The organism is Geomonas anaerohicana, from assembly GCF_016458305.1.
Taxonomy (GTDB): Bacteria; Desulfobacterota; Desulfuromonadia; order Geobacterales; family Geobacteraceae; genus Geomonas; species Geomonas anaerohicana.
In genome coordinates this window covers 116056-142817 of record NZ_JAEMHL010000007.1, presented here as the reverse complement: position 1 = coordinate 142817, position 26762 = coordinate 116056, and the positions used below count along the sequence as shown (strand labels likewise).

The window sequence follows — 26762 nt, the reverse complement described above, 5'->3', positions numbered from 1 at the left end:
AGAGCGCTGCTACTGCACCAAGACCGGCATGGTCAAAGCGCCGGCGAAGGTGCCGCCTGGCGTCGCCCCGGGGGGGGTGGTGGAAAACCCGACGAAATGGCCATAGACGGCCTTGTCACTTCCGCCGACAGCTGTGTCGATGTGAAAAGTAGCGAAACCTGTTATCTTCAGCGTCCCTTTGGAGGAGAGGGGATCGCTGCCGTCCTCGGTGTAAGTGTCGACCACCGCCATGATGACGTCCTTTCCCCCTTCCGGAAGCCAGTTGGTCAGTATTGGGCTGTAGGCAGCCGCCTTGGCGCCCGGTTCGATAAAAATGGAATCTCCGGTTGCCAGCGTGTCCGAGTTGCCTTCGTACATGAGATCCCTGAGAGTGTCCGTATCGCTGGCGCCGGTTTTAAACGAGGTCCACTGACCTGAGTAGCAATTCGGCCCCCCTGGCCCATAAGGGCCATAGATCTTTATCGTCGGCGGAGGGTCCGGCAGAGGGTTCTGTTTGAAGTAGGAATCGGTCATGCAACTAGAGAGTGCCATGGGGAAAAGCCCTCCCGGGGGCATGGCGCTTGGCGCGCCCTTTACTGCGACAGCGGGCCGTGAGCCAACTGCAGTCTTTGGCTCTTTGAACAGCTGCATGAAGAAATTGGCCACCGGGCCGCCGTTGTTTCCCGCCGAGCGGGAGGCCACAACCCTGACCGCAGGAACATCATGTGCGGTAGGAGCAGCCAGGGTCGTCGACTGCAGCGTATGGCTGCTCATGTTCCAGTACCCGACCTCGACTACGGCGTCTTTGAGCGCGATGTTGTCCGAGCGGTTTTCCGTGATCATCTGCTCTGCCTGCAGGCGGGCCACGTCCCACTGCAGCACCGGAAGCTCGGTGGGATCCGTGGGCATCGTGTACAGGTGATAGGCCCCTTTTAAGGCCGCGGCATCGGCGGCGTTTTGCAGTTCGCTCCGCACCTTGAAGAGGTGCCCGGTGTCCACCGCCAATCCCAAAAAACCGAACAGGAGCACCACCAGGATGGCCAGGTAAATCAGCACCATCCCCTTCTCGTTACGACCTACTTGGGCAGGGGTATCCATTGAAACTCCTTTTCCTGCTCGGGAGTGAGCGGTTTGTCCGTGGGGAGCGGGATCTTACTGCCGGGGGCATTAGCCATGGCCAATCTTGGGGTGATAAAAAAGACCAGCTCCTTTTCCTTGATGTCGTCCTGGGTGGAGCGGAACAGGGCGCCCAAAATGGGTATGTCTCCCAGGATGGGGATCTTGGACATCGCCTTTATGGCCTCTTCCTGCAGCAGCCCGGCCAGTATCAGGCTTTCGCCGTTTCTGAGCTTCACCCGGGTGCGCACTTCGCGGGTGTCGATGATGGGATAGCCGTTCACCGCCAGCACCCCTGTAATGCTGCTGACCTCAGCTGGTTCGATTCGCAACGAAATCAACCCGTTTTCCAGGACCTCCGGCCTAAAGTTGAGCTTCACCCCGACATCGATGAACTGGATCGATGTACTGGAGAGGGCTCCGACACCCGAGACGTAAGAGAAAGGGATTCTGCTGCCCGCGAGGAATTTCCCTGCCTGCCCGCTTTGCACCATGAGGTTAGGCTCGGCCAGAACCTTAGCGAGGTTCTTGCTGACAAGGGCCTTCAGGACAGCCCCTATTCCGGGGTCAAAGACCGAAATGCCCAACTGGTACGGATCAAGTGGGGTGATACTGGCCAATCCCGGGATAGGGCCGGCTATGCCGGTGGCTTTGGTCGTACTGCCGTCCGGGTTGCGCACAGTCAGGTCACCGGACGGAGCCCCGACCAGGTTGGAGAAGCCCTCGGCGCTCGCTCCGCGCACAAAGAAGCTGAGGCCCAAGGATTTGAGAGCACTCTTGTCGACTTGGGCGACTTTCACCTCCAGAAGGACCTGTTGAGGCTCATCGATTTCAACATGGTTTAGCACGGTCACAGCCTGCTGCCCCCCCCCCGGCGGCTTGGATGTTTCGTTGCGGTTGTCCACGTACTGATACGATGGTGCGGAGGTGTCGAGGCTATTATCCGCTGGGGGGATCTTCTCTCCCGCTGCGTCGTCTTTACCGGCATAGGCCCGCGCCAGTTCTACCGCCTTTGCCACGGTCTGCTCGTTGGCGGCCTTACCGGAAAGTACGATTGTGTCGTTTGCGTAATCAACCTTTATAGTGTCGTTGGGGGCGATGTCTTTGATCTGGTTCTGCAGCAGTTCCATCCGGTCCTCGATAGCACTCACATCCCGCTTGACCCTGATGTCGAAAAACGTGCTTTTGCCCCCCGCCTCCCAGACTATCAGCGTCGTTGCCCCGACCTTCCTTCCGATGATTTCAAGTTGGGTAGGGGAAATGATGACGAGTTCCGCAACCTGGGGTGCGGCTATGGAGACACGTTCAGACTTGGTATTGAGGTTGAGCAGCACACTCCGGTTCACCACGACCTCTGTAGGGACAGCGGCTAGCGATGACATGGGTAAGATGACCACTAAAAGTATCAACAGCAGGCAGGCGTTCTTTCCAGTTGTGAATGGTTTCATCAAGTCACCTCGATATGAAAATAGTGTTAAGTGCCAGCAGCCAACCCGACCGGTTCCCGACCGAACTTGAGGCATGCCTGACCCGGTAACCTTCCCCCTAGTCCGGCGTAAACTCCCGCAGGGACTTCGCCCCCCCCCTGAAAACTTCCATCTGATATTTCACCGGCGCAGGAGGGGGCAGGGGCGCCGCCACGGCCGGCCTGACAGCCGGCTTTTTGGGCTGGGCAGGTGTGCGCACAACGACGGTACGCTGCTGCATATCCGCTGTTCCTAGGGCCTTGGATACTGTGGCCCCTTTGGTATCTATCGATGCGACATCGATGACGTTCCTCAACAGCAACTGGAGCGACCCCTTCTTGGTGCCCACGACCAACTTCTCAGCCTCCTCGGGTGTCACGTCCAGCGTTACCGTCGGCACCACCCCGGGTTTGCCCCCCTCCTTTTGCTCAGTGACCTGTCCGGTGGCCAGGACGGGGACGTTTTGCAGAATGATCTTGCTTATGTTGTCCTTGTCGTTGGTGCTTCCGGGGCGTGGAATGGTCAGCAGAACGTCGACCCGGCTGTTAGGCGTTATGAAGCCAGCCACCCCGGCCACCTCGTTCACCGATACCGTTACCGCGCGATGCCCCTGCGGCACTATGTAGGTCATGATGCCGCCTGAGTGTTTTTGCGGCATCAGCTTCGATTCCGTTATGATGTCGCCGGTGCTGACGGGCCGGATCAGAACCCGGCCGACCAGTGGCGTCGGGTCGGTAAAGCCACCGGCAGGGACGGCATCCTTGGGCCAGGTCACCATTTTCACCTGGGTCCCATTCAGTTTGGTTCCCAGCGGCAGATCCACCGACGCGGATACTATGGGGACCCCTTGAAATGGCTTGGCCGCTTGTTTCTTGAGATAGTGGTTTGCGAGCAGGGTTGCCATTCCTCCTAGGAAAAGGGCAACGACCGCTATGGTGGTCATGGGAGTTGGTCTGGACATGATTCCTCCTGGCGCATGGTGGCTCGACTACTCGTAGAACATCGAGGCCTGCCCCCTCAAGGTGAAGTTCAAGTCAATGAGGTTAACGGCGGATGTGAAGTCATAAGGAACTGTTACCGTTATGGTGCTCGCCCCGTGCTGGGGGGGCGTTGATGTCGATTCTATGGTGACCGCCGCCGTGTTGATGGGGAAAGGACATGCCTCGGCGACATGACTCCGCAGGTCCGCCAGTGTCGGTTCCGCAGTGGGGTCATTCGGGCTTACGGAGGCTCTTCGAGCTCCTTCGCGCGCAGCGTTGGTCAAGGAATTCTTGATGTACATGGCTCTGCCGAACTCGGTTATGCCGAACACTATGAGGAGCAACAACGGCAGTAAGATGGCCAGTTCCACAAGTGCCTGCCCTTTTTGGTTACGTAGTTGAACCATGAGATGCCTCGAAAGATTTATGAGGGGGAGGAGAGACGGAAGCCGCCTGTCCTCCCCCACAGGGCCGGTCAAAGTAGCCGTTAGTACACCGCGCTGTATTGTGATGTGCGTGTATAAATGCTTCGACTGTTGTAGCAAAAGTGCGGGGTGGTGGTTGCTATACCCCTGGCGTTTTGATTTTATTTGTAACGTCAGTGAACGCGTCTCTAACCTCTCCCCCCAGTGTCCCCACGGCGACCATGGCTACCACTGCGATGAGCGCCACCATGAGTCCGTATTCCACCATGGTTGCCCCTTTCTGATCCTGCAACTTCGTCTGCATCTGGACATACATCTTGGTAAGTTTTTCCATGTTCCATTCTCCTTTTTAACTGTTTGTTGTGGTGGTCGAAGCTCCACGAAACGACCCCATGCCGTTCCCAGAAGCAAACCTGTCACTTGTAGGCTCAAAACAAACCGCTAAGAAAGCAGATGAGGTATTGACAGTGCAGTGTTAAGTTCCAGTTACTGCTTTTCCTGTTCATCTAGGCGAGGCTGCATATGCTGTATTGCTTGCAATGTTTGAGGTACTGCTAAAGGAAGGGCTTGCAGAAGTGGCTATTCGATCTGACGCCGGGGCGGGATTAAACCTTTCGGTATTTGAGTTCCTGTCGCAACCTTGAACGGTAAACGACAGCGCAGACAACAACGCAAACAGGACGATAGTAAGAATATTCATTTCTTTCCCCTCCTGAACGCCCCTAGTCCTCTGACTGGGAATCATGTGAAGCAAACGTGGGCGAATAGTGAAACCTGCCACGACAATTAGTTAACATTTTCTAATTCTCAATTTAAAACCAAAACAGAATTTTGCAACGGTCGGCCGCGCCGCGCCCTGATCGCTACATATGATGATATTAACGTTGTAGCTCGCATAACCCTGCGGCCTTTCAACTATAAAACTGTGCGAGCTGCGTTTGCTGCGTTGCGCCAAACCAAGACTTTCCCTGACAAGGCGGCTCCATTGACTACTGGCAATGGTGCTCCGGCTTCGGTATCCGATTGCAGGTAAAGGCCCCTTTAGTTACTGCTGTATCTGAGGCTGCCAATGGGTTGTTGCATGCACTAAACAGTCAGCTATAGTAGCCTCTAATTTTCAGCAATCCAACTGACGGAGGTACCGTCATGCCATCCCGATTACACGAAAAGCTTGCCCGCACCTACTATCACCTGAAACCATTTATCCCACGTAGGGCTCAGCTAGTTATCCGTGGCGTTGTGGCAAGACTGAAAAGGGCAAAGTACCGCAGCACCTGGCCCATAGATCCTGCAGCCGGCCAACCGCCGCCTGGTTTCAAGGGGTGGCCCCACGGGAAAAAGTTCGCCGTTGTACTTACCCATGATGTGGATACCGCGCGAGGGGTGGAGAGATGCGAGCAACTGATGGAGCTGGAACTAGAGTTAGGATTCCGCTCCTGCTTCAACTTTGTAGCGGAGGAGTACCATGTTCCCGAAGATCTGCGTCACAAGCTAGTCCAGGGGGGCTTCGAGGTGGGGGTGCACGGACTGGAGCATAACAGAAAGTTGTATGAATCTGCAGAGACCTTTGCCAGGCATGCCGTCAAGATCAACGGCTACCTCAAGGAGTGGGGAGCGGTGGGTTTTCGATCTCCCTGCGTGTATCATAACTATGAGTGGCTGCACGCGCTGAACATCTGCTACGAAGCATCGTCCTTCGACTCCGACCCATTCGAGCCCCAGCCGGACCCGCTGGGGACTATTTTCCCGGTTCACCAGACCACCGTTGCCGGCAGGGAGTACGTCGAGTTGCCCTACACCTTGCCGCAGGATTTCACCCTGTTTGTCATCTTCCGCGAGAAGGACACCTCGATCTGGAAGGAAAAGTTGCGCTGGATCGCGGAGCATGGAGGGATGGTGCTGCTCATTACTCACCCGGACTACATGAGCTTTGATGCCCCTCCCAACTTCGAGGAGTATCACCCAGTCCTGTACCGGGAACTGCTGACCCATCTGAAGAGCGAATACCAAGGGGAATACTGGCACGCGTTGCCACGAGAAGTTGCGTGTTTCTGGACCCAAAGCGTAGGGGAGCACCAGTGTATGGGCCCCGAAGGTACCGGTGCGAAGTGCCTATTTCAGAAAAATCCCCTACGGAAAGAGTGCGGGTGCAACACAGCAGAAATCAAAGACAGGAGTTATGAGGCGCTTTTTACATAGTTGCGACTGGCAGCCTGGGACTCAAGCATCCTCGGTTGCCTCGGTTGTTTTATGATCGGGGTTCAAACCTCTATCCTGAATTGAGCGCCATCTTTAAGGTTCCGCACCGTAAGTCGTCCACCCATGTGTTGCTCTATTATAGTCTTTGCCATATACAGCCCTATCCCGGTGCCCTTATCGGGCCCCTTGGTGGTGAAATAGGGGTCGAATATTTTGTCGATTATTCCCGGGTTGATTCCCCCTGCGTTGTCGGCAACTGTTACCAAAGACCTCTTGTCGATCCTGCTGACGGTTATGTCAATAATGCGCTGTCTTTCCAGTCCGATAGCTTCAAAAGCATCTTTACAATTCGTAATGATAGCTAGAAGAACCTGCGCATACTCACTTTCAAATCCATAAACTTCAACAGGCTCAATTTTTGATATCTTTACCTCGATGTGCTGATTGTTCATCATTGGCAAAACGAGGGATAAAGTCTTTGACAAAGCAGTACTAACGTTGAAAACCTTCTTGGTGTGATCGGGTTTGAAGTATGAACCGAAATCGTCTATCGTTTTGGACATTGAATTGATCACTGCCATCGCTTTTTGGGTACTGGCGTAAATGCTTTCCTTGCTCAAAAGCTTATGGTCGTAGAGCATGCCCATTTCCTGGATGATCAGCCCCAGCATGTTAAGCGGTTGACGCCATTGATGAGCGATATTTCCCACAACCTCTCCCATTGCCGCCTGACGTCCCTGCTGTATCAGCATCTGATCCTTGTTCCGTAATTCGGCGACTGCCTCAGTGACGCGTAGCTCAAGGTTAGCGTTAAGGTCTTCCAGCAGCCTTTGTTTTTCACCAAGTATTTGCTCCCTCGACAACAGCTCTCTTGTCATGGCATCGAAGGTCCCAGCCAATCTTCCGAGCTCACCTCCCCTGACGGCATCTGACACTCTCATACCAAGCTCGCCGTTCGCCACGTCTAAGGAGGCCCTTTCCAAAACGGTGATCCTGTCAGAGATGGAATACTTGCCGATAAACAATGCCAGCAAGAGTGCGGAGATAAGAACCAGCCCAAGCAGCGACATGTTCTTTACCAGCCGCGACGTGGCAGCCGACAGGGCAGACTCGACCGGAATACCGACCCACACATACATGTAGGGAGTTGGCTCACCCTGTAGCCGCAACTTCTGATAACTTATGTATCGCTTTTCTCCTGGAGAGTCTCCTGCAAGGCCGGAGGCAATCGATGTAGCAGTATCTGGCCCCAGCTGCATCCACCTGAATAGTCTTTGGTCAAATGCTTTTCCCGTCTGTGGCCCACGCTGGGGTACGCCGAACAGCACCATGCCATCGTGATCTATGAGCACCATTTGGGTCCGCCCGGGCGGGCGGAATTGCTCCAACAGATCCTTGTAACGCTGCATGTCAAGAGAAACGCAGATAACACCTGTCAATCTCCCTCGACTGTCCCAGTATGGGTACCCGAAATTGAGACTGGGTTTATGGGAGATTCTGCCGATTTGGTATTCGCCTGAAGAGAGCCGCCCGGTAGCGATGGCGTTTTTGAAGTAGCGTCGATCGGCTACGTTGATTTTTTTCTCGAAGGGAGCAGCGGAGGCCCAGATGAAGCCTGCGCGGTCAGCGACGAAAATGTTGCCGATGGTGGGATGTAGCCTGAGAATGCGCCTCAGGAAAAACGTGGTATTGGCCGCCTCTTTTTCGTTGATCTCAGGCAACTGGGCCAAGGTAATCAGGAGCTGCTGGGCGGATGCAAGCATGAGTCTTTGCTCCGACGCCACCAACCCAACCACGGTTTGCGTCTCTGCCCGGGCATGTTCTATGGCCTGCTTTCTGTTTTGCTCCCCGGAATAGATGATGATGCCGGCTGCTGGTACAGCCACAATGGCCACAATAACAAGGAGTTGCATTCGAATCGGCATTTTGAGTAACGGGTTCATAGCTTCCACCCGCGGCGGGAAGTCAGCCACCGCTAATGAAGCAACTGAGAGGCCTTCGGGCGCCTGATTCAAAGGTGCCCATACGCCTTACCAGTCGTAGCATAGGATATGGGCTTAGCCAAAGTCGGCTAAGCCCATATCTTTGCAAAGCTCGAGAAAAACGCACTAACAGGTGCTTACACGCCGATTCTCACCCCAAAGTTGTAACTCGATGCTAACTTTGCCGTTCACCAGCCCCTGTACGTCGTTGGTCGCAGTTCTTCTTGCGCTTTATGCAGGTTTGCGACGCTTGGAACGAACTGCCAAAGCAAAGAAGCCAGCGCCAAGCAACGTCATGGTGCCCGGCTCAGGTATAGGAGCGACAGGCATCCCTGATGATGCGAACTGAGCGCTGTCATACGTCAAGCCGTCGCTCCCGACATCTGAAAAACCTCCAATGTGACCAGCAAACATGTAGGTTGTGCTGGGAGACGTCACGGCAAATTCTTCTGCAGACAAGGCACCCGCCAACGACCTCAGATAAAAGTCGAGATGCGTTGTCCTGTCGTTTCCTGTTCCATCGTCGCTAAGTTCAAACTTGCCGTAGGGCCCCACTCCCCCTAAATCGCTGGTGGGAGAGTACTGATTGGTCCAAGTGGTTGGTGAGGAAAACTGTACGATGAAATCCTTTGCAAAATTGGGATCGCCAGTGTTCTCGTTGAAGTAGAAATCCTGTAGGCCAAAGTTAGGACCGACCGAGTCGTACCCCGCCTTTAGCAGGTCGACCGTGAAATGAACTCTGCCGTCGTCAGCATCATCCGACAAAGTAACAGTCGCCCACGGTCCACCGGTGAGGGTGGAGTTATTTTGGTCGAGGTAGTAGTTAAGAGTTGTTGCCCCTGCGTCTACTGTAGCCAGCAACGCCATTGCAGCCACGACACAGGAAAGTTGTTGTTTCATAGTAATCTCCCCTTTAGTTGTGATGTGCGGCTGAATCCTCATCATCCCCGGCCGGGAAACGCCCATAAATTTATCTCAGTCCATAATGGTGTCAATGTTGGTCCCTACAAGTTGGGGACCAGGAAATGGCGCGGGAGGCGGGGCTTCGGTCATCGACTGTGGGTCCATTAGCGGGGACTGTTGGCCGATGTCAGATTCAGGAGTTGGTAAGAAGGTTGAATAAGGAACATTTATCGGCAGGAGAATCCGTAGCCGCCTGAGCATTTGGACAAGATGAAGAAACCACTACAATTGGACGTGAATCTCTTGTCCGGCGGGTACTCCTTCCAGGTCCTTGTTAATCAGCTTCTGGCCTACGACCATACGTCTTTTGTTGCCTCCTTGAGTCGATCGAACGGTTCCCGCTCACAAAAGACCACCGCATTGTTGGGCGGGAAGAGTGCCAACCTTAGAACAACCTCCTTCGGCAGGTACAGCATATTGCCTGTCCTCCCCTCGGCACGAGACGCCATCGCGTTGTACTCTTCCTGGGTTTTAAGCGTTTCTATCTCGATCACGGCGACCAGCCCCTCTTTGAAATACTCCTCATGTTCCAGGCAGAGTCCAAGATTGGCTTGATGCGTCGGAGGGTGCTCTGGACCGGGCAGTAAACCGTGAGCGGTGGGAGAAGCGTCGCCCCAGTCGTTTAGCTCGTATACCATCACCGGCGCTGCCGGAGTGGTAAACGCTCTAAGACAGACCACACAAATCTTTTCCCTCATGTCACACCTCTTTGTGTATATCCCATTTGGGCACCTCACCAGTTGCCGCGAAGGTTCAGCCGGCGGAACCAGTAGGAGGGTAACACCAGCCGGTGGATTTCCAAGCCGTTGACTGCCCATTCCTCACCAGCGTAAGGCCGACGGTGGTCTACCTTGGGAAATGTGACGACAACCAGAAGATGGTGCTGAAGGTGATGACCTGACAGCTCTCAGAGAAAATCCTGCCTGATTGAGAAACTCACTTCATTCAGCAAAACCGATCTTGCGATAGACTGGGTTGCAATGATTCTTCTGATTGCCGACTGCCCAGTGCCAGGGGATTAGGTCCGATGAACATGCAAAAGGACTACATGATGAAGGAATCTCGAAAAAGAGGGAGGCCGTTAGGATCCAGCAACGGCAAATCCGTTCGCCGGATCAACATAACCGTTCGGGTAACAGCGGACGAAAAACAAGTACTAGAATTAAGAAGCAAGGAACTTGATGTGCCTCTCGCCGGTATCTTTCATGGCTTCATCCGGCAACTGTCGCAGCGGAAGATCGATGATCCCATCGTTGTGACTGTCGACGAGACTCCAGTTGCAATCACCAGAAGCGAGGCCAAAGCCCTGCTGCTGGATCTTACCAGCAAGCTCATCAGCTATTAAATCTTACCGCCAGCGAATCCGTTTCGTCTTCCGCAATCCCCTCTTTTGAACAGCATCACCGATGGTGTCTATGCCCTTCCATGCTTGGCTTATTCCCTTTCCAGCGCCCGCAGACACACATCGGGTCACCACAGAAATAATCCTACCGGCACGCAAGAAATTCTCTCCGTTTAAAAATTCTTACCCTTGGCTAGACTGGTTTCGCTCTCTGCGGTTCGTGCCAACATCAAATTAACAACATCAGCGAGGTCATCATGATAAAAGTGGGCATCGTGGGGTACGGGTACTGGGGGCCTAATGTCGCGAGGAATTTTTATCAGGCACCTGACGCAAAAGTGACTGCAATCTGTGATGCTGACCAGAAGTCGCTTTGCCGTGCACAGCTAAATTTCCCGGATGTGGAATTGGTGCAGAGTTACCATCAATTAGTGCAACGAGCTGATATCGATGTTGTTGCTATCGTTACTCCGGTATCGTCGCATTTCGACATAGCCAAGCTGGCGCTAGAAAACGGGAAACATGTCTTCATAGAAAAACCTTTCACGGCATCAGGAGCCCAAGCGGAGCAGTTGATCGAGCTAGCCGACAGAAAGCATCTTAAAATAATGGTAGATCACACGTTTCTCTTCACTGGGGCAGTCAATAAAATCAAAGAACTCCTGGACAACAAGGTCCTTGGGGACTTGTATTATTTCGATTCGGTCAGAGTCAACCTCGGCCTGTTTCAAAAAGACGTGAATGTTGTGTGGGACCTTGCCCCTCACGACATCTCGATCATGGATTATTTGATCGGATTGCCACCTACAACTGTCACTGCTACCGGCGTCTCGCACTTTAACTCCAATGAAGATGTCGCCTACGTTACACTCTATTTTCCGGACAACGTTATCGCTCACCTGCATGTAAATTGGCTTTCACCAGTAAAGGTGCGCACAACCCTGATAGGCGGCCAGAACAGGATGTTAGTATGGAACGATTTGGACCATGACGAAAAAATCAAGGTATATGATAAGGGCGCCTATCACGACGGCATGATGATGGCTTACCGGAGCGGTGACATGTGGGCTCCGAAGGTACCCGAAGGCGAGGCGTTGAAAAAAGAAGTGGAGTACTTCCTGAGTTGCATATCTAACGACATCACCCCTATCAACGATGGTCACGCGGGGTTAAGGGTTGTCCGAGTACTGGAAGCGATTAAGGAGTCTCTGAAATGGCGAGGGGCACCCGTCCGCCTGTAGCACGTTAAGCGACACCCCGCCTCTGTGATATGTGACAAGCTAGCCATGCTACTCCAATGGCTGTACGACGACGTTACTCAGCACTGCGCTCCGGCACATCAGAGATTAGGAAAATCTCTTATTGCGTTTACGCCCGAAGCTTAAGGTATGTAGTTAAATATCGGAATGGGATGAAGCAGCAGAACACTCTCAAGACAAATTTTTACTTGCAACTCAATTGTTTACCGTTCGGTACGACTAACATTCATTGGCATGTGAGCCGTCGCGGGGCGGGATATTACTGCTGAGAGACATCTCTAAACCAGAAGATCAACTTTACCACAACATAAATAAATGCTAATATTAAATCCTGGTTTGTTGTACTGCCCCCCTACTCTTCATTGGAGAGGGGGGCGACTTTTTCTGCGAACAGTGAGGAGCACGCCATGGACGATCGATTCTTCGCGGTGAAAGCGGCAGCAAGACGGGTTGCTGAAATCAACCTTCAAAAGACATCGTTTCTGACGCTGGAGGTGAAGTTTCTCCGGTTGCAGACCGCCATGCTTAATCATTCACTGGCCACTCGATTGGAGGCCGAGGATTCGGCTTTTGACCATCTTACGTTGCTGGTGGAGGAAATGGCCGCAGCACGAGAACCACATTTTTGGTACGAGGCACTCTCAAACCACCTGGAAGAGATGATCGAAGCAGTAGAAGGACAACCCGCGGAGATATCACAGTAACGAACTCAATTCCTTTGTCTTCCCTAAAGGTTCAGCGTCGCAGACAGATTTGGAAAAGGGCCCGGTTATGAAAGGAATTCTGAAAAAAGGCAGACCGTTAGGATCCTGCAACAACAAAGCTCGACGTATCAGCATTACCGTTCGGGTAACTGAAGAGGAAAAGCACGCGCTTGAACGCAGGTGTAAGGAACTTGATGTACCTCTTGCCGGTATCTTTCATGGCATGATACGACAAATGTCGCAACGGAAGATCCACAATCCCATCTTCCTCACTGTTGATGAGACACCAGTCGCAATCACCAGAGGTGAAGCCAAAGACCTGCTACTGGATCTTGCGGACAAGCTCATAAACAACTAGGCCATGGAAACAGGTTGCTCCTGAACATAACAACCTATACTCAGACGTGTAACCTTGGCTCTCGCCGGGTCAGAGATAGATCAGAGGGAGGAGCCGGTCCAAGGTCAAGAAAATGGATCGAGCGCGTCAGTCAGAACATGCAAAAAGGGCCTGCAGCAAAAAGCTGCAGGCCCTCATCTCTTTGTGGCGTCCCCGAGACGATTCGAACGTCCGACCCCTTCCTTAGGAGTAAACAACTCACACCCCTACCGACACCTTACCCAGTTCTATCACATTCGATTTTATGTTGACTTTCCGGCACTTATACAATAGTTTTGTTCTACACAGTTACCCACTGTTCACTCCAAACTGTTACCCACACGTTACCCAGCCAGCAAGGATAGTAAAACCAAGGGGGTGCCATGCCAGTAATCCACATCACCAAGACGAGTGTTGATCGACTTCAGCCAGCAGCTGACGGGCAGAGGGTAGACTACTTCGATGACGCTCTCAGAGGCTTTGGCATCCGGGTCTCCTCTACCGTTAAGACCTACTTCACCATGCGACGGGTCAACGGGAAGCTGGTGAGAGCGAAAATAGACACAGCCGACAAGATCACCGCCGAGAAGGCCCGAAAACAAGCGGAAGGGATGCTTGCTGACATGGGGAAGGGAACCGACCCAAACGCAACGAAGAGAGAGCGAGCACGGCTTGCCGAAGAGATGGCACGGGCACTCACGGTGAAGGACCTCGTGAAGGAGTACCTGGACAAGCACGCGGTCAACAAGCGATCAGGGGCTGCAGACGAGCGGCTTCTAAACGTTGAGGTGGTGCCGGTTTGGGGGAAGCGGAAAGCAGAGGATATCAAGAAGCGCGATGTCATCTTGTTGCTTGAGAGTATTATCGAACGTGGCGCCCCTGCCATGAGTAACCAGGTACTGAAGATCACGCGGAAGATGTTCAATTTTGCGGTAGAACGGGACATCCTCCCACACACGCCCTTTGCCGGGATCAAGGCGCTTGCCCCGACCACTAGCCGCGAGCGTGCCTTGACAGAAAACGAAGTGAGGGCATTGTGGGGAGCTTTTGACAAGGCATCTATGAGCGACGACATGAAGAGAGCGCTTAAGTTGGTGCTTGTGACCGCCCAGCGTCCTGGCGAAGTGTCAGGGATGCACTCCAGCGAGATAGACGGCCACTGGTGGACCATTCCCGCAGGGCGTGCAAAGAACGGCCGGGAGCACCGTGTCTACCTGACAGATTTGGCACTTGAGCTAATCGGCCCACTCACAGCCATCGGTGCGGAAAGCGGGGAGCAAATGCCAAAGGGTTATATCTTCCCCTGCCCCCATGACAACAAGAAACAACCGATAGACTCTCACTCGCTGCCTGTTGCCGTCAGGCGAAATCTCGCGTGGCCCGTCATTGGGAAGGATGGCAAGCAGCTCTACGACAAAGCGGGGAAGCCGGCCACCGAAAACAGGCTCGATGTAGAGAAATTCACACCTCATGACCTAAGGCGCACGGCTGCAACTTTCATGGCTGGGATGGGTTTCATGGACGAAATAATTGACGCCGTGCTGAACCACGTGAAGCAAGGTGTCATTCGCACCTACAACCGCCACAGCTACGACAAAGAAAAACAACAGGCGCTTGAAGCTTGGGGACGGAAACTAGCAAGTATCACTCTTAGAAACGAGAGCAACGTTATACCACTGACGCGCAAGATCCAAGTTACGAGGTAGCTCTATATCTCCCAGACACATGAAGGTACCGCATATATGAAACTTCCTATCATTTCAAATTCAGAAGTCGTACCGTTACGATTGATTCCCTACGTGACATATCCTCCTGTCACCCCAGAGCTACTTCTGCGACATCTTTACAACGAACGTGGCGACTACTTTCCGCAACTTTTTGCCCATGCTAAGGAGGCTCCCGACCTAGACATTGCCCCTGAAAGTTGGCGGACGCTGTATTATGCCTGTAAGGATGGGTTGCTCCCAGCAAATATGTTCGTATGGAGACGGGATCTTGAGAAGTATACCCAGATCGAGGTCCAAGATTACGACGAGCCGGTTTCCATTCATCTTTCTCAGTTGCTATCTGAAACCCTTCAGAGCATTGCATTCGCAGGCTTCTGCGACGAAACTCCTCTGGAATCAGGACTGAGCCATGCTCCCCCAAAGGACCTTATCTGGCAACTCGTTGCCCGAGCAGCATTGGAGCTACAGAAGTCTTCTGGGAATTTTCCAAAGTATCGAGAAGTTATCTCTAAACTGCGGCACCTCATGAAAACTGAAGACCAAGCTCGTGCAATCATTAAGTCAATTGACAAAGAAGGCAAAATTGAGACAGACGATCGAACCTATAGGACGAAAACGGTCCAAAACAGGCTAACGAAAATCAAGAAGAACCTCTGCAAATGATCCCCCCAAAAGTCCCGACATCCTCGGGACTTTTTCATTTCTTCGAAAAAATGTAATTTGTTTAGCGAAGTTATACCCGCATTCAAAAAATAAAATCCTCATCGTCTGACAACCAATAAAAGCCTCCTTAGTCTATCCCCTGTAGAACGTCAACCAACATTACAGGGAGCCCGGACATGAAAAACGAAACCTCAGTAGTAGCGCCACGCCAAGCAGCACTCACTACCCCGGAAGCAGCAGCATATCTCAAGGTAAAACCGGCAACGCTTGAACAATGGCGCTGGAATGGGAGAGGCCCTCGCTTCGCCAAAATCGGTCGCTCCGTCCGCTACCGCATGTCCGATCTCGATGCATTCCTTGATGCAAGAGTTTTCGGGTCCACAACCGAAGCTCAAGCGGTTTAAGGAGATCAGCCATGACCGTCCCGGCAAGGTATTACGACGAGCCATTCCTAAATCGAAACCTTTCGCCTTCCCTCATGAGTGCCGCACTTGAAAGCACAAGAAAAATACAACTACTGACTCAGCTCGCTGGAATGTGGGGCAGCGGAGACTCCTGCCTGGACCAAATTCAAAGGAGAGCTGCCATTCGAGCCTACGCGGGACGAAATTACACAATGACAGCTGTAAAGGCAGGATTCGGCGAATGAGTGGAACAGACTCCTACATACCGGGCGGATATGTCCTTTTCGCCAGAAAACTTTTTTATGGTGAGATGATGGATAAGCCCCCCTTGTACTTCAAGCTTTGGGCATGGATGCTGGATCGGGCGAACTGGAAAGACAGGGACAAGCTCAAACGCGGCCAATTGGTGGCGACCATTGGTGATATGCAGGCAGCCACGAGTTATCACGAAGGGTTTCGAAAAAACACCCCTACCCCTGACAAGATACGAAGCGCCTACGAATTCTTTGTGAAGGCCGCAATGATCACCACAACGAAGACCACACGCGGACTGATAATAACCATTTGTAATTACGACCGTTATCAGAATCCACGGAACTATGAAGCCCACAATGAGGCCCGTACTGAAGCCCAGGCGAAGCCCTCAATAGTCCCAGACGATACAGAAGAAGGTTGTAAGAAGGGAAAAAAGGAAAAGACGATCCTCTCGTCTCGCGACGTCGAGGAACACACGGATGACGTGGCTTTCTTCCTCACCAAGAAAAAAAGGAAGCTCACAGGGAAGCGGCTTGACTGGTTCAACTTGTTCTGGAACGTCTTCGATTACAAGGCAGGAAAAGCTGAGGCGGCAGATTCCTGGCTTGATATCCCCGTTATGACCGACAGCCTTGTCCAACGCATTGTTGGTGCGGCCAAGCAAGAAGCGATGCGGCGCCCTGATCTCCATGCCAGCGGTAAGACCCCCAAGATGGCACAGGGATGGCTCAGTGGCCGGAGGTGGGAAGATGAAATCCCTGCCGTATCAACGTCCGATACCGAAGCACAAGCGACGACATTTTCACCCGTGACAGCCGATGAAGCAGAGAAAATCCGACAGAGGTTCGCGCAATATGATAACTGAGAGAGGGCTACCACCTCAGAACATCGAAGCAGAGATGTCCATCCTTGGTGGTATTTTAGTGGAGAATGCCGCCATCGCTACTGTGGATGAATTCCTTACACAAGAGGCATTTTATCGGGAAGGGCATCGGCAGATATTTAAGGCGATGGCGGGTTTATGTAACCGGAACGAACCTGTGGACTTGGTGACGCTCTCCACGGAACTGGCGCGCATGGGGGCACTGGAAGAAGTGGGAGGTGCTTCATATCTCGCCACTTTAGTGGACTTCGTCCCCATGGCCGCGAACATAGCTTTTTACTGTCGAATCGTGGCGGAGAAGGCACAAGAGCGGCGGCTGATTGCCAAGGCCCAGGAAGCGGTTCGGATCATCTACGATGGGGGCACTCTCGAAAAGGCCGTTGAAAAGCTTGAACACGCGATCCAGCCAGCCATAGAGAAGAGGTCCACTGCACCGGTCGGTATGGGAGAAGCCGTCAGAGACGCAATAAGGAGAATAGAAAAGAGGTACGAGGCCAAAGGAGATGTTCAAGGACTCCCGTACGGCCTGCCGGCACTCGATAAAGCTACCTCGGGCATGCACTCAGGTGAGTTGATCATCATCGCCGGGCGCCCCTCTATGGGGAAAACAGCGCTTGGGGTTAACATCCTGGCAAATGCATGCACCTCTGGAAAGTCTGCCCTCCTATTCACTTTGGAGATGAGTAGAGTGGACATCGTTGAGAGGCTTGCTGCTGGCCATGGCATCAAGTACCAGAACATTCGTAGTGGTCAGTTAGGCGACGCGGAATGGTCGAAGCTCGCAAAGGTCATGGGGAATATATACGGTTGGAAATTATCGATAGACGACACCCCAGCAATTGGTTTGCGTGAGATGAGAGCAAAGGCGTACCGGCAGAAAAGGGAGGGACTTGACCTGATCGTTATTGACTATCTGCAGCTTATGGCGCTTTCAGACCCCAAGATAAGCAGGGTACAAGGTCTCGGAGAGATAAGTCGAGGACTGAAGCAACTGGCCAGAGAGTTGGACATCTCCATTGTTGCCCTTGCCCAGTTGTCACGGGCGGTAGACGCCCGGAACGACAAACGACCAATCATGAGCGACCTTCGCGACTCAGGAGAAATCGAACAAGATGCTGATGTCATTTTGTTTCCGTACCGGCCAGCGGCCTATTGTGAGCAATGCAAAAACAGAACTGACGACGCCCGACACACCTATCGTGTGCATCAGGCAAAAGCAGAAATCATCATAGAGAAACAACGGGCTGGGGAGCGCAATATAAGCGTCGCAGCTTGCTGGCTCGGGGAGTATCAGAGGTTTGAAGCAATATAGCAGCAGGTGAAAGCGCCACATCTCAACTGCAAAAGGCCCACTACTGGTGTAGGCGGTTCTTTAGAGTCTTCCCCCCCCTGCAGCATGTGAGCCATTCACTAAAAAAGCAAGGGAGCATTCTCTGTTTGGTTAATCAACAATGGCCTTAACAATTTTGAAAATCAGCCTAAGCTTCTTTTCGTTTGCCCGCAAAAGCAGCCGTTCAATCGACCCCTTATCAACGATGTCGACATGATGAAATTCAAAAAGATCCTTGATTTCCACATCAAGGGCTTCGGCAATCCCTTCGAGTGTTTCCATGTAAGGAAAACTCTTCCCTAATTCAATTCGACTGAGATGCTTTGCATCGATCCCAATCTTCTCAGAGAGCTGATCTTGGGATAACTCCCTGGTTTTTCGCAGCTCTCTTATTCGTAACCCTAATAGTTCCTTAGTACTATTCATCTTTCTCCTCCTGGAGCGTCGATAATCCGCTGTCCAGAAGGGTTTTGAAACCACAGCATAAAACGATTTTTATTGACATTATCTATACTTGAGATAGATTCGCCATCGAATATGTAGATTTTGACTGCAAAGTCCTGTCGGAAATGTGGGCCTGTGTTGACAGCCCCTAGCAGCGGGTACGGGGCTATGCCCCCCCCTTCTCTCTGTCCACAGCATCATATAAACTCCATGCGGGCAAAATATAGATAGTTCAACGGGGGTACAGGTGATTAGCCTCAAGTCAGTGGTTGTAGGCGCATGTCTCATATCTATGCTCGGATGCACTTCCGGCAAGTATTATGAATGGTCGAGTCAGCAAGGGAAGTCCTGTTTTTACACGTGCGAGAAAGAATTTAACACCTGCCTGTCATCCTCCGGCGGAACCTTTCCAGCCAGCTATTATTGTGACAAAGCCGCCGACGCTTGCCGCGCAGCCTGTCCAGACCTTGTCCGCACCAAATGAGCCAATGAACGTTGCCTGTCCCGAACGGCTGTGAGGGCGATTTAGCAGACAGGCCCCCTCCAATGCCCTGAACTCTGGAGTTATAATATGAAATTCATCATGGAGTCCTCGACTGATATACTCCCTCTTATCTTTGTTCCGATTCTGATTGCGATATTCACCTTTGGCAGCGACTCGTATACCATAGAACCTGACTCTCCGAATATTTACTGGACCCAAAGGAGCTGGTGGGGACTCAAACAAGAGCGTCGCCCAGTCAAGTGGATGAACCAAGCTTGGCACGCTAAAACAAAAGGCGGTGAATGGTATTTCCTTTTCGGGGCTGACCACGACCTACCTACCGATAGGTAATGATTTTGATGCACCAGGACCTATCGTTAGGTAGCTAGCCTGAAAGCAGATATGTACCAGCAAAGGACGGCATTCTGAGGTTGAAATGAACATGGACCGAGATACCCAGGAAGCACTCGACGCATTGAGTCTCACGGCAAGGAAAAAAGTGATCCATGCAGCGCAAGACATGCTTGCCTTGAAACTTCATCAAGTAAAAATCAACCTTCGTAGACCGAACTATCCGGCTTTCAACGATGAGGTCTACAACCGTTTGAGGCCTGACTTTTCCCGAATGTGGAGCGAAATTCAGAGGAGCAATTACGTAGGGAATAAATCAGCGCAGACTTTTGCAACGCAGTTGGTAGAAAAGTACGGACCTAGCATCAAGCCGTACGCGTTAACCTTCTATAAGGAATTGTTAGAGACGAAGAGGAGGTAGCATGCTAAGCGTGGTGGCTTCGGTGTGGAATGAAATAGCCAGGACACAGATTTTGCAGACTGATTGGGCTAAGGAAGCATTCTGCCTCGACCAGCAGGGAATCAATGATTTTCATTCTAGGGAGTGTGAGCGGCTTCAAGCCCAGCATTTAGATCTGGATGTAATTCTTGCGTACCTTGACTTAAGACCGCTCCTCATCGAGAACGTTGCTATCACGAACTTTGTGCTGATGGTGGGAGATTTGGATTTGAGGCAAGCATTACCGGAAGTGGTAACTGTCGATGAAGCAGTTATCTTGGGATCGGCAGACCGGTGCCTGAGTCAGTCACAGGCTAAACAGTTGCGCGATCTCCTCTGTGGGCCATTAAAAGCCTGAGGTAAGACTCAATGACAACTGTAGCCGACAATTTTCTCACCAAAGCGCCATCAATCTGCAACTCACGAAAATGTTAACATTTGCTATCATTATCTGGAGTAAAGCTGTGGCATCCACCTGCTAACCCTCTGTTTTTAAAGCATCAGTAGATTTATCTACAAAGTTCCGTCTTCTCCTTTAATGCACAATCCTTATCCTATTTGTACCAACAAAGGGGAATGCCTCTCTCTGGAGTGATCCAGCTGTGAGCTTGCCCTTACGTTTCGTTCCACTTCGGAAATTTTTCCTTTAGTCGATCAACCGTTGACCGCCATTTAGGGGTTGTGGGTTTGCAGATCGTGTTCTGATTGCCAAACAATCCGACCTCGTTTATTGCTCTCTCCAGTGGAACAGTTTGCAACCATTTCATTGAGACGAAATATTCGCATCGCTCCTTGTCATCGATGAACTCCCGGTGATAGGCGGCATTTTGAGAGACGTCCTGTACCAGCTTTTCCCCGTCCTGAGTTATTACTTTAAAATCGGTAGCTGGTTGGGAACGCCCAGTAACAAGACCAACCCCAACAAAACCAGTTCCTGGTACCTTTACCCAAACGCGATCCCCTGGGTTGAGAAGCTCCAAGGTCCTGCTATACCATGCCCCTCCGCCGCCACAAATGAACCCTAGTTCAACCGCATCAGCCCATGACCTCGACTCACTGTTACCAAAGGAGCAGTAAAACTCTCCATTCCAAGGCTCAATTGGTCCGTCAGGGGTCGATGAGGCGCTAACTTGTGTGCGTACTGGATCTAGTAACCATGCACGGCTCAACAATTGGTCTTGCCCGTGAGTGAAGATTTGAAAACATAGGACGTTGATAGGGATGTCTCTAGCACTCAAATATGCTACTATGCGCTCTGTGCTATCGTCGAGTGAAGCAGCAACAATTATGATTTGATGGTTTTTATTGAGACCATCCTCTTCCAATTGCTGTCCAAACCTTTGAAGGAAGTCTTCATTGAGGCTTCTTCCGGGAGCAAAGCGGCTATAGATACCTGCAATGTCTTGGGGAAGAAGATTCTCCACCCAAGACGCGTAATCAAGAGCCTGTGCTACAACCTCACGAGGGGTCCTTTCGCGTTTCAATTCGATGAGCACAAGTGAACCATCGGGGGCGATGGCAAGCAAATCAATGCGGCCTCCCAATCCAGTGTTCTCTTGCCGTCCTATTAGCATCCATTCCTCAGACAAGATCCGTGGTGCAGAGATAATCATTTCTTCGAGGAGTTGCTCACTAGCAAGACATGATTCCACCAATAACTGGGGCTGGGCGCCCACCTTCCAGAGTGCAGTGCGAATAGGCATATATTTTCCCTTCGTTGTAGGACAGACAGAAGAAAAGGAGGATCTTATCCCCCTTGGCCTTCACGCCCCTACTGTAGTAATGACATCCCGAATGAAGGCCAACGTATGGCCGTGCCCTACCCTCAGATCAGACCGAAGAAACGGTCGAAGAACGCACTCAACTTGTCCAGCACCGTTTGCTTCTTCACGCCATGGCCGTTGTTTTTGCTGAATCTTGAAACCGGCGGAAGAATCTTCGTGATGGCCGTGCCGGTAGCTGGAATCGCACCGTCTCGGAATGCGTTGTCAACAAACACCTTGGTCTCGTCAGCTTTAAGGCCTTCATCCGCGATGATCCTGTCAAGCTCCTCAGTCTTTTTCGCTGCAATGAAGGCGACCCATTCCGCATCGACCTTGGCGTTCGTGGAGACAGAATCCACAAACTTCTCGATGAGGTCTTTCTTGTTGCGCAGGCTGGGGCTGCCATCGATCGCACGCTCGATGGCAGCCCGGATCTCCTTATCTCCACCCGAGCCTTTTTTCTTCAGGTACTTCTCAACCAGCATCAGAATGTAATCGACGTTGATCTCGACCTGCTTAATCAGCTCGACCTCGAACACCACATCGTCGTTTATTGACTCTTTTTCCGCATCCGCCATGCTGCGGAATTCGGCGTACAGGTTCAAGTACAGGCTCTGGTAGTCCTGAAAATCGCGTTCGCTCAGAATCTCATTGCCCGCGAAATCGTCAAATGGAAACAGCAGAGGTAATTAAGCACCAACATCACCTCCGCCCCTCAGCCAACATATTCTGAAACGTTCCCCTGCCATCTAATCTATCAGCATTTTCCCAAATGCTTGAGGTGCGTAGAGAGACTTGTGCTCCCAATCAAACAATAGAGTTAAGTCCATATCTTCGAGGAACTCATAATTCTCTAAGAGTTCCTTGAACTTTTCACAACCATTTATACTGAGACAGTTATAAAACAAAATAGCAAGATGATACACAGACATCTGTGCTCTGACAAAATTTACATACACCTTCTTATCATCAATTGGAGCATTATTTATAAACTTTATAATATTGTACAAATTCCTGAAATATGGCCCTAACTCGGATTGAACACTTTTAAAAAAGACAACATAACTGGCATTAATATGAACACTTGGGTCTTTCGACGACAGCGTCTCCCGTACAGTCACAAACTTATTTTTCAGCTCCAAATAATGGGTACAAAATGGATCTTCATCTTGTGTAGTCGTTTCGTTGAATCTTTTATTAAGCCTCAGTGACTTTAACATCTCCCCATGCATTTTCATCAGCTCGAAGAAGGAATTTTCAAACTGCTGCTTAGCTGATTGTTTTTTGCTTTCTTCTGTCTCACGCTGTTGGTCTGAAAGCTGTTTCTTTTGCTCGTATAAAGTTGCTATAACACCAGCGAACCCTAGAGCTGTGAATAGCGCATTAAGGGTGCCGAAACTATCCCCTACTTGTCCATAAATTGATACAAGAGGGGGCGGCGCTGGAGTTTCAACAGAAGTTGAGGCCGCAGGTGCTGCAACATCGAATGGCTTGACATAATGCACCAAACCCATAAAAAATAAGGCCCAGATTGAAATTACTATTAAAAACGGTATCCAGAATGATAATGGAAGTCCCAGCTTGCGACGGTGAATAGATACACCAACACAAAAATCAGGATCAACAGCATGTACGACAAATAAACCTAGCCCAGTGACAATTGAAAGTGATGCGACCAAGACAATTACTGCATGACAGATAGACAATAGCATTTCACTCCTCACCTAAATATTTACATACAACTAAAGAAATCAAGCTTTTTGGTTATCCCCACTACCTTTTATATTGTCAGTGTATCCGAGGCACTGCAGCGAACACCGCGTGCTTGTTCCATCACGATTCATTGAGGTTGCCCATGAGATTGGCTCCTGGTCAGTACCATCTAATCTGGGCGATGAATGACTTGAAAGCCTTAAGAGAGTCGTTACAGGTCTCAACCGAGGTGCCGAAGATACCACTGGAAATATACGGCGACTGTTCTCCTTTCTTTTCGATGGACTCTTGGATCTCCTTCAGCACGGCGTCTCGTGAACTGTGCCGGTAACCAAAGGCACCTGGTGGTGCCCAGTATGAGCTACCAGAATTGCTGGAATGATATGCACAGCTCATCGCCATTAATATCTCCAGCTTGTCAAACAACAGAGTGAACCGTTTATCGCTTGGGAATGTCTGCTTGAACTGGGGGCGCAGAAAGTTGTGTATCCAATCATTCATCGGTGCGTGGCGACGCTCCATTCCCTCAAGCTGTCGGGCTACATGACTATCTTCAAACATGCAACACGGAGGTAGCATTGTCACGACAGCAACTGGTTCCTGATATTCTAGGTGGATCTGAGTGGAGAAGAGCTTGCCCAAGAATTGCAGGCACCCGGCCTCCAACGATGCGATACCTAAGGTATAGAGCAACAAAGTCGCTGGATATCTCTGCAGGCCTGCCCACATTATATAAGTAGTACCATTGACTTCACGCGGAATGGCCAGGACCAGCCTCTCAAGGGCGCGTTGCCAGACTGTATAATGTTGCTCCTCTACCCATCGTCCTCCGATAGTCGCCATGGCAACCATAGTTGAGCTGACTGCCTCATAAGTTCGTGCGCGAGCAGTAGAGTTAGTAAGATCTGGGACGGGATTGGTTACAGAGAACTTCGGACCAGACGTGGCCGCAATAATCCGATCAATCTCACAACTAACAAGGTCGTCCAACTGTATGCGAAAGCGCGGTTCACTCAAGTACCGCTTCAGACTTGTCACAGCAGCCTCAATCGACAGGGGGTGTGGGCGCGAAAACTCCTCCAACGACTGTACCTGTTGTTGTAATGCTTGAAAGAAGGAATCGGAACCATCGATGTTAATGACGTTGGCATTCCGATGGGCGATCAACTGCTGCGCTGTAGAGCTTGGCTCTCCATGAGCAGCCCAGTAGGTAGCGAACCGCCTGCATGGGGTCCTGAATATAGCTCGCCTCAACGCTTCATCCCAGTCCGCCGACCACCCGCAGACGATCAAACCAAACTCGTCGAAGATACGATCGAGCAGGGCATCGAATTCGGGTGGGTAGGATGCTAGTTCCTCTGGAGTATTAAGAATGCGAGTATCCAAGTAGTCTCCATGAACCTTGAAGACGCAGCAACGGGTATGGATCAAAGGTAACGTTCCGTGTACCTGGTCTGGAATGCTCAGGACTGTCGGTGTTATACCTACATCTGCAAGCGCGGCCTCCATTAACCTGTCGAAGTTAGTGGTGATGATTATCCTTATAAAGCCTTGTTCCACTAGAGAGGCTATTGCTTGGTGGGCCGCCGTTGGCAGCTTTGCCCCCTCCTCACGCTCCAGATCGGTGGGTTCCCAATATCCCCGCAACAATTGTTGACGTTCAGATGGAGTCTTGGCGAGTGTCGCGAGAAGCACTGAGTAGTCAGGGTCTCGATTGAACTTTGCCCTGTACCACTCTGCGGGTGACGGATCGCAAGGTTCACCAGAAATCGCTGCAAGCTTGCGGACAAGGTCAAGAGTGACTTCCCAGCCTGTAGGTATCTTAGCCGACCTTGAGATGCCCGAGCCGAGCAAAACAGCGTATACCCCCTTGTTGGAGTGAATCGAGAATGAAAGTGAGTGTATCGGATCTATCATGATGTCACCGAAAGTGTCCAGTCTGACTGACGATTGTAGGTCCTGCCTGTAATTCGATTGAGATGATATGCTAAGCCTCTGCCATATTGCGAAGGCTTGCCGCCATTGAAACCAAAGCTTCCGTTGACTTCGCCGTTCTCGTTGTATGCCCTCAACAACCGAGCTTCCTGAGCATCCGATATACGATCAATGAATGGGAGTGCTTGGGCGATGGCTATCCCGTTGTTCCAACTGCTGCAAGTCTCTACGGCAGAAACGTACGTATCAACCATCTTATCGTGCTTGATAAGTAGCTTGACGATCTCCAGCGGGGCCATGTTCCATGGGCACGTCAAAGCCTGAAATTTACCAATAAATCCGTAAGGGTCCTTCCCAAGTCGCACCGCTATGATCGGAACTCCTCTGCCGAAGGCAAATCCGACTTCCTGATCGGTCCAGTTGCTGTCATGGAATCCTTCTGTCATGAGCGCAACCAGCGCGTCCATGGAGCCAAGAGCGTTCTCTATCTCATTCTGCCATTCGTGCGTCGGGTGGATATCTTCATGTGCAACAAAGCATGAGATGCCGTACAGCTTCAGAGCCTGTTTGAGTTCAGCCGTTTCTTTCTTGGCCTCGGTCTTATGGCTGAGAAAAACCCTGAATCCGCTATCCGACCATATCCGCTTCTCTGCTTCAGGTGAGATAACGCGCTTGCCACGCATAAGGAGGCCGGATTCTTTCCGCCAATCCTTGTCCTCTGTCACCTCCATCTCGATAAAAACTTCTTCTATGAACTCGTTCTTGACGTTGTGCACCTTGTTGATGTCATCCTTGATCGCCGCTTGCAGATTGTCACGATCACGAACGATACCAAGGAAAATCGCCTCCGGTATACTCAAATAAAGTGCATGGCCATAGGTACCGCCATTCCAGTTGTCACAACTCCACCCCTCATGAACGCGGACTTGGGCGTTGACAAGAATCTCTTGTTTCAGCTGTTCACCTTCCTGTGAATACAGCTTCGATACGATAGCTAGATAGTGGTCGACGTTCTTCGGGATGTCATATTCCTGCCTACTCATACCATACCCTCACATTCCATAGCCGAAACTCGGAGTTTGCCTGATAGAAGCTTCGGTAGCAGAGCATCGCGCCAGGTGACGGGAGACCTCGTGTCCCGCTCGTTGGCTACAACTCCTGTCGCGCCATCCTGCCGTCTGCGATAGTTCAGCCTCATAGCCGATATCAGCAACGGTGCCATTAACGTTTTTCTTTGGAGGGACCATAAAACTCCTTTCCATAGAAGAGTTTCATGCACCGCCCCACGATCAGCAGAGAGCGCAAATTATCACAGCGCAAGAGGTTAGCAAAGATTAAACTGCATAGAGCTACAGCCAAGTACACTCTTCCGCCCCCACAATGTTACCCATGTGTTACCCAAACAGAAAATAAAAGAAAAAAGGGCTACAGCGTTTGCTGTAACCCTTTATTTTCATTGGCGTCCCCGAGACGATTCGAACGTCCGACCCCTTCCTTAGGAGGGAAGTGCTCTATCCTGCTGAGCTACGGGGACAAGTCAGACGGACTTTATACAATACCACCGCCTGTTTGGCAAGAAG

26 protein-coding genes and 1 tRNA gene are annotated in these 26762 nt (G+C 51.4%); 12 read left to right on the top strand and 15 right to left on the bottom strand.

The features are described from left to right. Positions 1-9 precede the first annotated feature (9 nt). The 5 genes from JFN91_RS14205 to JFN91_RS14185 form a co-directional block, all read right to left on the bottom strand. Positions 10-1077 (bottom strand): pilus assembly protein TadG-related protein, encoded by a 1068-nt coding sequence (locus JFN91_RS14205; RefSeq protein WP_199389843.1) that lies wholly within the window; start codon positions 1075-1077, stop codon positions 10-12. Further along, positions 1056-2543: a type II and III secretion system protein family protein gene (locus JFN91_RS14200; protein WP_199389842.1), complete on the bottom strand. Its 1488-nt coding sequence runs from the start codon at positions 2541-2543 to the stop codon at positions 1056-1058. Before JFN91_RS14200 ends, JFN91_RS14205 begins: the two co-directional genes overlap by 22 nt. Positions 2544-2640: 97 nt before the next feature. After that, entirely contained in the window at positions 2641-3522 is an 882-nt protein-coding gene (gene cpaB / locus JFN91_RS14195; protein ID WP_199389841.1) for a Flp pilus assembly protein CpaB, read from the bottom strand. A gap of 27 nt (positions 3523-3549) precedes the next feature. Beyond that, a complete protein-coding gene (locus JFN91_RS14190) occupies positions 3550-3912 on the bottom strand; it encodes a TadE/TadG family type IV pilus assembly protein (RefSeq protein WP_199389840.1) in 363 nt (120 codons plus the stop codon). A 193-nt stretch (positions 3913-4105) separates the two neighbouring features. Then, positions 4106-4300 (bottom strand): Flp family type IVb pilin, encoded by a 195-nt coding sequence (locus JFN91_RS14185; RefSeq protein WP_199389839.1) that lies wholly within the window; start codon positions 4298-4300, stop codon positions 4106-4108. Between the two features lie 812 nt (positions 4301-5112). Between JFN91_RS14185 and JFN91_RS14180 the strand changes: the two genes are divergently transcribed. Next, positions 5113-6165 carry a polysaccharide deacetylase family protein gene (locus tag JFN91_RS14180; protein WP_236015153.1) on the top strand — a complete coding sequence of 351 codons (1053 nt, stop codon included), beginning with the start codon at positions 5113-5115 and terminating at the stop codon, positions 6163-6165. Between the two features lie 62 nt (positions 6166-6227). On the opposite strand, the gene JFN91_RS14175 is transcribed toward JFN91_RS14180, so the two are convergent. The 3 genes from JFN91_RS14175 to JFN91_RS14165 form a co-directional block, all read right to left on the bottom strand. Then, positions 6228-8108, bottom strand: coding sequence for a sensor histidine kinase (locus JFN91_RS14175; RefSeq protein WP_199389838.1), 1881 nt, complete (start codon positions 8106-8108; stop codon positions 6228-6230). Positions 8109-8378: 270 nt separating this feature from the next. After that, positions 8379-9047 (bottom strand): PEP-CTERM sorting domain-containing protein, encoded by a 669-nt coding sequence (locus tag JFN91_RS14170; protein WP_199389837.1) that lies wholly within the window; start codon positions 9045-9047, stop codon positions 8379-8381. A gap of 353 nt (positions 9048-9400) precedes the next feature. Beyond that, the gene (locus tag JFN91_RS14165) at positions 9401-9808 is read right to left on the bottom strand and encodes a hypothetical protein (protein WP_199389836.1); all 408 of its coding nucleotides are present in this window, start codon (positions 9806-9808) and stop codon (positions 9401-9403) included. Positions 9809-10137: 329 nt separating this feature from the next. On the opposite strand from JFN91_RS14165, the gene JFN91_RS14160 reads away from it, so the two are divergent. The 9 genes from JFN91_RS14160 to dnaB all read left to right on the top strand — a co-directional run bounded on the left by JFN91_RS14160 (position 10138) and on the right by dnaB (position 18035). Beyond that, positions 10138-10455, top strand: a complete 318-nt coding sequence (locus JFN91_RS14160; RefSeq protein ID WP_199389835.1) for a hypothetical protein — start codon at positions 10138-10140, stop codon at positions 10453-10455. Positions 10456-10709: 254 nt separating this feature from the next. After that, positions 10710-11693 (top strand): Gfo/Idh/MocA family protein, encoded by a 984-nt coding sequence (locus JFN91_RS14155; RefSeq protein WP_199389834.1) that lies wholly within the window; start codon positions 10710-10712, stop codon positions 11691-11693. A 425-nt stretch (positions 11694-12118) separates the two neighbouring features. Further along, a complete protein-coding gene (locus JFN91_RS14150; RefSeq protein WP_199389833.1) occupies positions 12119-12415 on the top strand; it encodes a hypothetical protein in 297 nt (98 codons plus the stop codon). A 67-nt stretch (positions 12416-12482) separates the two neighbouring features. Next, positions 12483-12773, top strand: coding sequence for a hypothetical protein (locus tag JFN91_RS14145; protein WP_199389832.1), 291 nt, complete (start codon positions 12483-12485; stop codon positions 12771-12773). Between the two features lie 401 nt (positions 12774-13174). After that, a complete protein-coding gene (locus JFN91_RS14140) occupies positions 13175-14497 on the top strand; it encodes a tyrosine-type recombinase/integrase (protein WP_199389831.1) in 1323 nt (440 codons plus the stop codon). 36 nt (positions 14498-14533) lie between these two features. Next, positions 14534-15181 carry a hypothetical protein gene (locus tag JFN91_RS14135; protein ID WP_199389830.1) on the top strand — a complete coding sequence of 216 codons (648 nt, stop codon included), beginning with the start codon at positions 14534-14536 and terminating at the stop codon, positions 15179-15181. A 176-nt stretch (positions 15182-15357) separates the two neighbouring features. Further along, positions 15358-15585: a helix-turn-helix domain-containing protein gene (locus tag JFN91_RS14130; protein ID WP_199389829.1), complete on the top strand. Its 228-nt coding sequence runs from the start codon at positions 15358-15360 to the stop codon at positions 15583-15585. Between the two features lie 241 nt (positions 15586-15826). Beyond that, entirely contained in the window at positions 15827-16705 is an 879-nt protein-coding gene (locus tag JFN91_RS14125; protein ID WP_199389828.1) for a hypothetical protein, read from the top strand. Continuing rightward, positions 16659-18035 (top strand): replicative DNA helicase, encoded by a 1377-nt coding sequence (gene dnaB, locus JFN91_RS14120; RefSeq protein WP_236015152.1) that lies wholly within the window; start codon positions 16659-16661, stop codon positions 18033-18035. Before JFN91_RS14125 ends, dnaB begins: the two co-directional genes overlap by 47 nt. A gap of 129 nt (positions 18036-18164) precedes the next feature. Here the strand turns inward: dnaB and JFN91_RS14115 are convergent, their stop codons facing one another. Beyond that, entirely contained in the window at positions 18165-18479 is a 315-nt protein-coding gene (locus JFN91_RS14115) for a helix-turn-helix domain-containing protein (RefSeq protein WP_199389827.1), read from the bottom strand. A gap of 938 nt (positions 18480-19417) precedes the next feature. On the opposite strand from JFN91_RS14115, the gene JFN91_RS14110 reads away from it, so the two are divergent. Together JFN91_RS14110 and JFN91_RS14105 are read left to right on the top strand one after the other, a co-directional pair. Then, positions 19418-19753 carry a hypothetical protein gene (locus JFN91_RS14110; protein WP_199389826.1) on the top strand — a complete coding sequence of 112 codons (336 nt, stop codon included), beginning with the start codon at positions 19418-19420 and terminating at the stop codon, positions 19751-19753. A gap of 1 nt (position 19754) precedes the next feature. After that, complete coding sequence (locus JFN91_RS14105; protein ID WP_199389825.1) at positions 19755-20129, top strand: hypothetical protein; 375 nt, start codon at positions 19755-19757, stop codon at positions 20127-20129. Between the two features lie 256 nt (positions 20130-20385). On the opposite strand, the gene JFN91_RS14100 is transcribed toward JFN91_RS14105, so the two are convergent. The 6 genes from JFN91_RS14100 to JFN91_RS14075 form a co-directional block, all read right to left on the bottom strand. Further along, positions 20386-21474 carry an endonuclease NucS domain-containing protein gene (locus JFN91_RS14100; RefSeq protein WP_199389824.1) on the bottom strand — a complete coding sequence of 363 codons (1089 nt, stop codon included), beginning with the start codon at positions 21472-21474 and terminating at the stop codon, positions 20386-20388. Between the two features lie 122 nt (positions 21475-21596). Beyond that, positions 21597-22214: a type I restriction endonuclease subunit R, EcoR124 family gene (locus JFN91_RS14095; protein WP_268898708.1), complete on the bottom strand. Its 618-nt coding sequence runs from the start codon at positions 22212-22214 to the stop codon at positions 21597-21599. Positions 22215-22283: 69 nt separating this feature from the next. Further along, on the bottom strand, positions 22284-23246 hold the full coding sequence (locus JFN91_RS14090; protein WP_199389823.1) for a putative phage abortive infection protein: 963 nt from the start codon (positions 23244-23246) through the stop codon (positions 22284-22286). Between the two features lie 160 nt (positions 23247-23406). Further along, positions 23407-25164 (bottom strand): SIR2 family protein, encoded by a 1758-nt coding sequence (locus JFN91_RS14085; protein WP_199389822.1) that lies wholly within the window; start codon positions 25162-25164, stop codon positions 23407-23409. Beyond that, positions 25161-26225, bottom strand: a complete 1065-nt coding sequence (locus tag JFN91_RS14080) for a toll/interleukin-1 receptor domain-containing protein (RefSeq protein ID WP_199389821.1) — start codon at positions 26223-26225, stop codon at positions 25161-25163. The genes JFN91_RS14085 and JFN91_RS14080 overlap by 4 nt, the downstream gene beginning before the upstream one ends. Positions 26226-26639: 414 nt before the next feature. Further along, positions 26640-26716, bottom strand: a tRNA-Arg gene (locus JFN91_RS14075). Between the last annotated feature and the right edge of the window lie 46 nt (positions 26717-26762).

Excerpts from the sequence above, each read along its gene's own strand:
- JFN91_RS14155 (WP_199389834.1), top strand. The coding sequence starts at position 10,710 with ATGATAAAAGTGGGCATCGTGGGGTACGGGTACTGGGGGCCTAATGTC.
- JFN91_RS14080 (WP_199389821.1), bottom strand. The coding sequence starts at position 26,225 with ATGAGTAGGCAGGAATATGACATCCCGAAGAACGTCGACCACTATCTA.
- JFN91_RS14145 (WP_199389832.1), top strand. The coding sequence starts at position 12,483 with ATGAAAGGAATTCTGAAAAAAGGCAGACCGTTAGGATCCTGCAACAAC.
- cpaB (WP_199389841.1), bottom strand. The coding sequence starts at position 3,522 with ATGTCCAGACCAACTCCCATGACCACCATAGCGGTCGTTGCCCTTTTC.
- JFN91_RS14115 (WP_199389827.1), bottom strand. The coding sequence starts at position 18,479 with ATGAATAGTACTAAGGAACTATTAGGGTTACGAATAAGAGAGCTGCGA.
- JFN91_RS14180 (WP_236015153.1), top strand. The coding sequence starts at position 5,113 with ATGCCATCCCGATTACACGAAAAGCTTGCCCGCACCTACTATCACCTG.
- JFN91_RS14110 (WP_199389826.1), top strand. The coding sequence starts at position 19,418 with ATGAACATGGACCGAGATACCCAGGAAGCACTCGACGCATTGAGTCTC.
- JFN91_RS14175 (WP_199389838.1), bottom strand. The coding sequence starts at position 8,108 with ATGAACCCGTTACTCAAAATGCCGATTCGAATGCAACTCCTTGTTATT.
- JFN91_RS14130 (WP_199389829.1), top strand. The coding sequence starts at position 15,358 with ATGAAAAACGAAACCTCAGTAGTAGCGCCACGCCAAGCAGCACTCACT.
- JFN91_RS14205 (WP_199389843.1), bottom strand. The coding sequence starts at position 1,077 with ATGGATACCCCTGCCCAAGTAGGTCGTAACGAGAAGGGGATGGTGCTG.
- JFN91_RS14090 (WP_199389823.1), bottom strand. The coding sequence starts at position 23,246 with ATGCTATTGTCTATCTGTCATGCAGTAATTGTCTTGGTCGCATCACTT.
- JFN91_RS14185 (WP_199389839.1), bottom strand. The coding sequence starts at position 4,300 with ATGGAAAAACTTACCAAGATGTATGTCCAGATGCAGACGAAGTTGCAG.
- JFN91_RS14100 (WP_199389824.1), bottom strand. The coding sequence starts at position 21,474 with ATGCCTATTCGCACTGCACTCTGGAAGGTGGGCGCCCAGCCCCAGTTA.
- JFN91_RS14200 (WP_199389842.1), bottom strand. The coding sequence starts at position 2,543 with ATGAAACCATTCACAACTGGAAAGAACGCCTGCCTGCTGTTGATACTT.
- JFN91_RS14150 (WP_199389833.1), top strand. The coding sequence starts at position 12,119 with ATGGACGATCGATTCTTCGCGGTGAAAGCGGCAGCAAGACGGGTTGCT.
- dnaB (WP_236015152.1), top strand. The coding sequence starts at position 16,659 with ATGAAGCAGAGAAAATCCGACAGAGGTTCGCGCAATATGATAACTGAG.
- JFN91_RS14135 (WP_199389830.1), top strand. The coding sequence starts at position 14,534 with ATGAAACTTCCTATCATTTCAAATTCAGAAGTCGTACCGTTACGATTG.
- JFN91_RS14140 (WP_199389831.1), top strand. The coding sequence starts at position 13,175 with ATGCCAGTAATCCACATCACCAAGACGAGTGTTGATCGACTTCAGCCA.
- JFN91_RS14170 (WP_199389837.1), bottom strand. The coding sequence starts at position 9,047 with ATGAAACAACAACTTTCCTGTGTCGTGGCTGCAATGGCGTTGCTGGCT.
- JFN91_RS14125 (WP_199389828.1), top strand. The coding sequence starts at position 15,827 with ATGAGTGGAACAGACTCCTACATACCGGGCGGATATGTCCTTTTCGCC.
- JFN91_RS14085 (WP_199389822.1), bottom strand. The coding sequence starts at position 25,164 with ATGATAGATCCGATACACTCACTTTCATTCTCGATTCACTCCAACAAG.
- JFN91_RS14105 (WP_199389825.1), top strand. The coding sequence starts at position 19,755 with ATGCTAAGCGTGGTGGCTTCGGTGTGGAATGAAATAGCCAGGACACAG.
- JFN91_RS14165 (WP_199389836.1), bottom strand. The coding sequence starts at position 9,808 with ATGAGGGAAAAGATTTGTGTGGTCTGTCTTAGAGCGTTTACCACTCCG.
- JFN91_RS14160 (WP_199389835.1), top strand. The coding sequence starts at position 10,138 with ATGAACATGCAAAAGGACTACATGATGAAGGAATCTCGAAAAAGAGGG.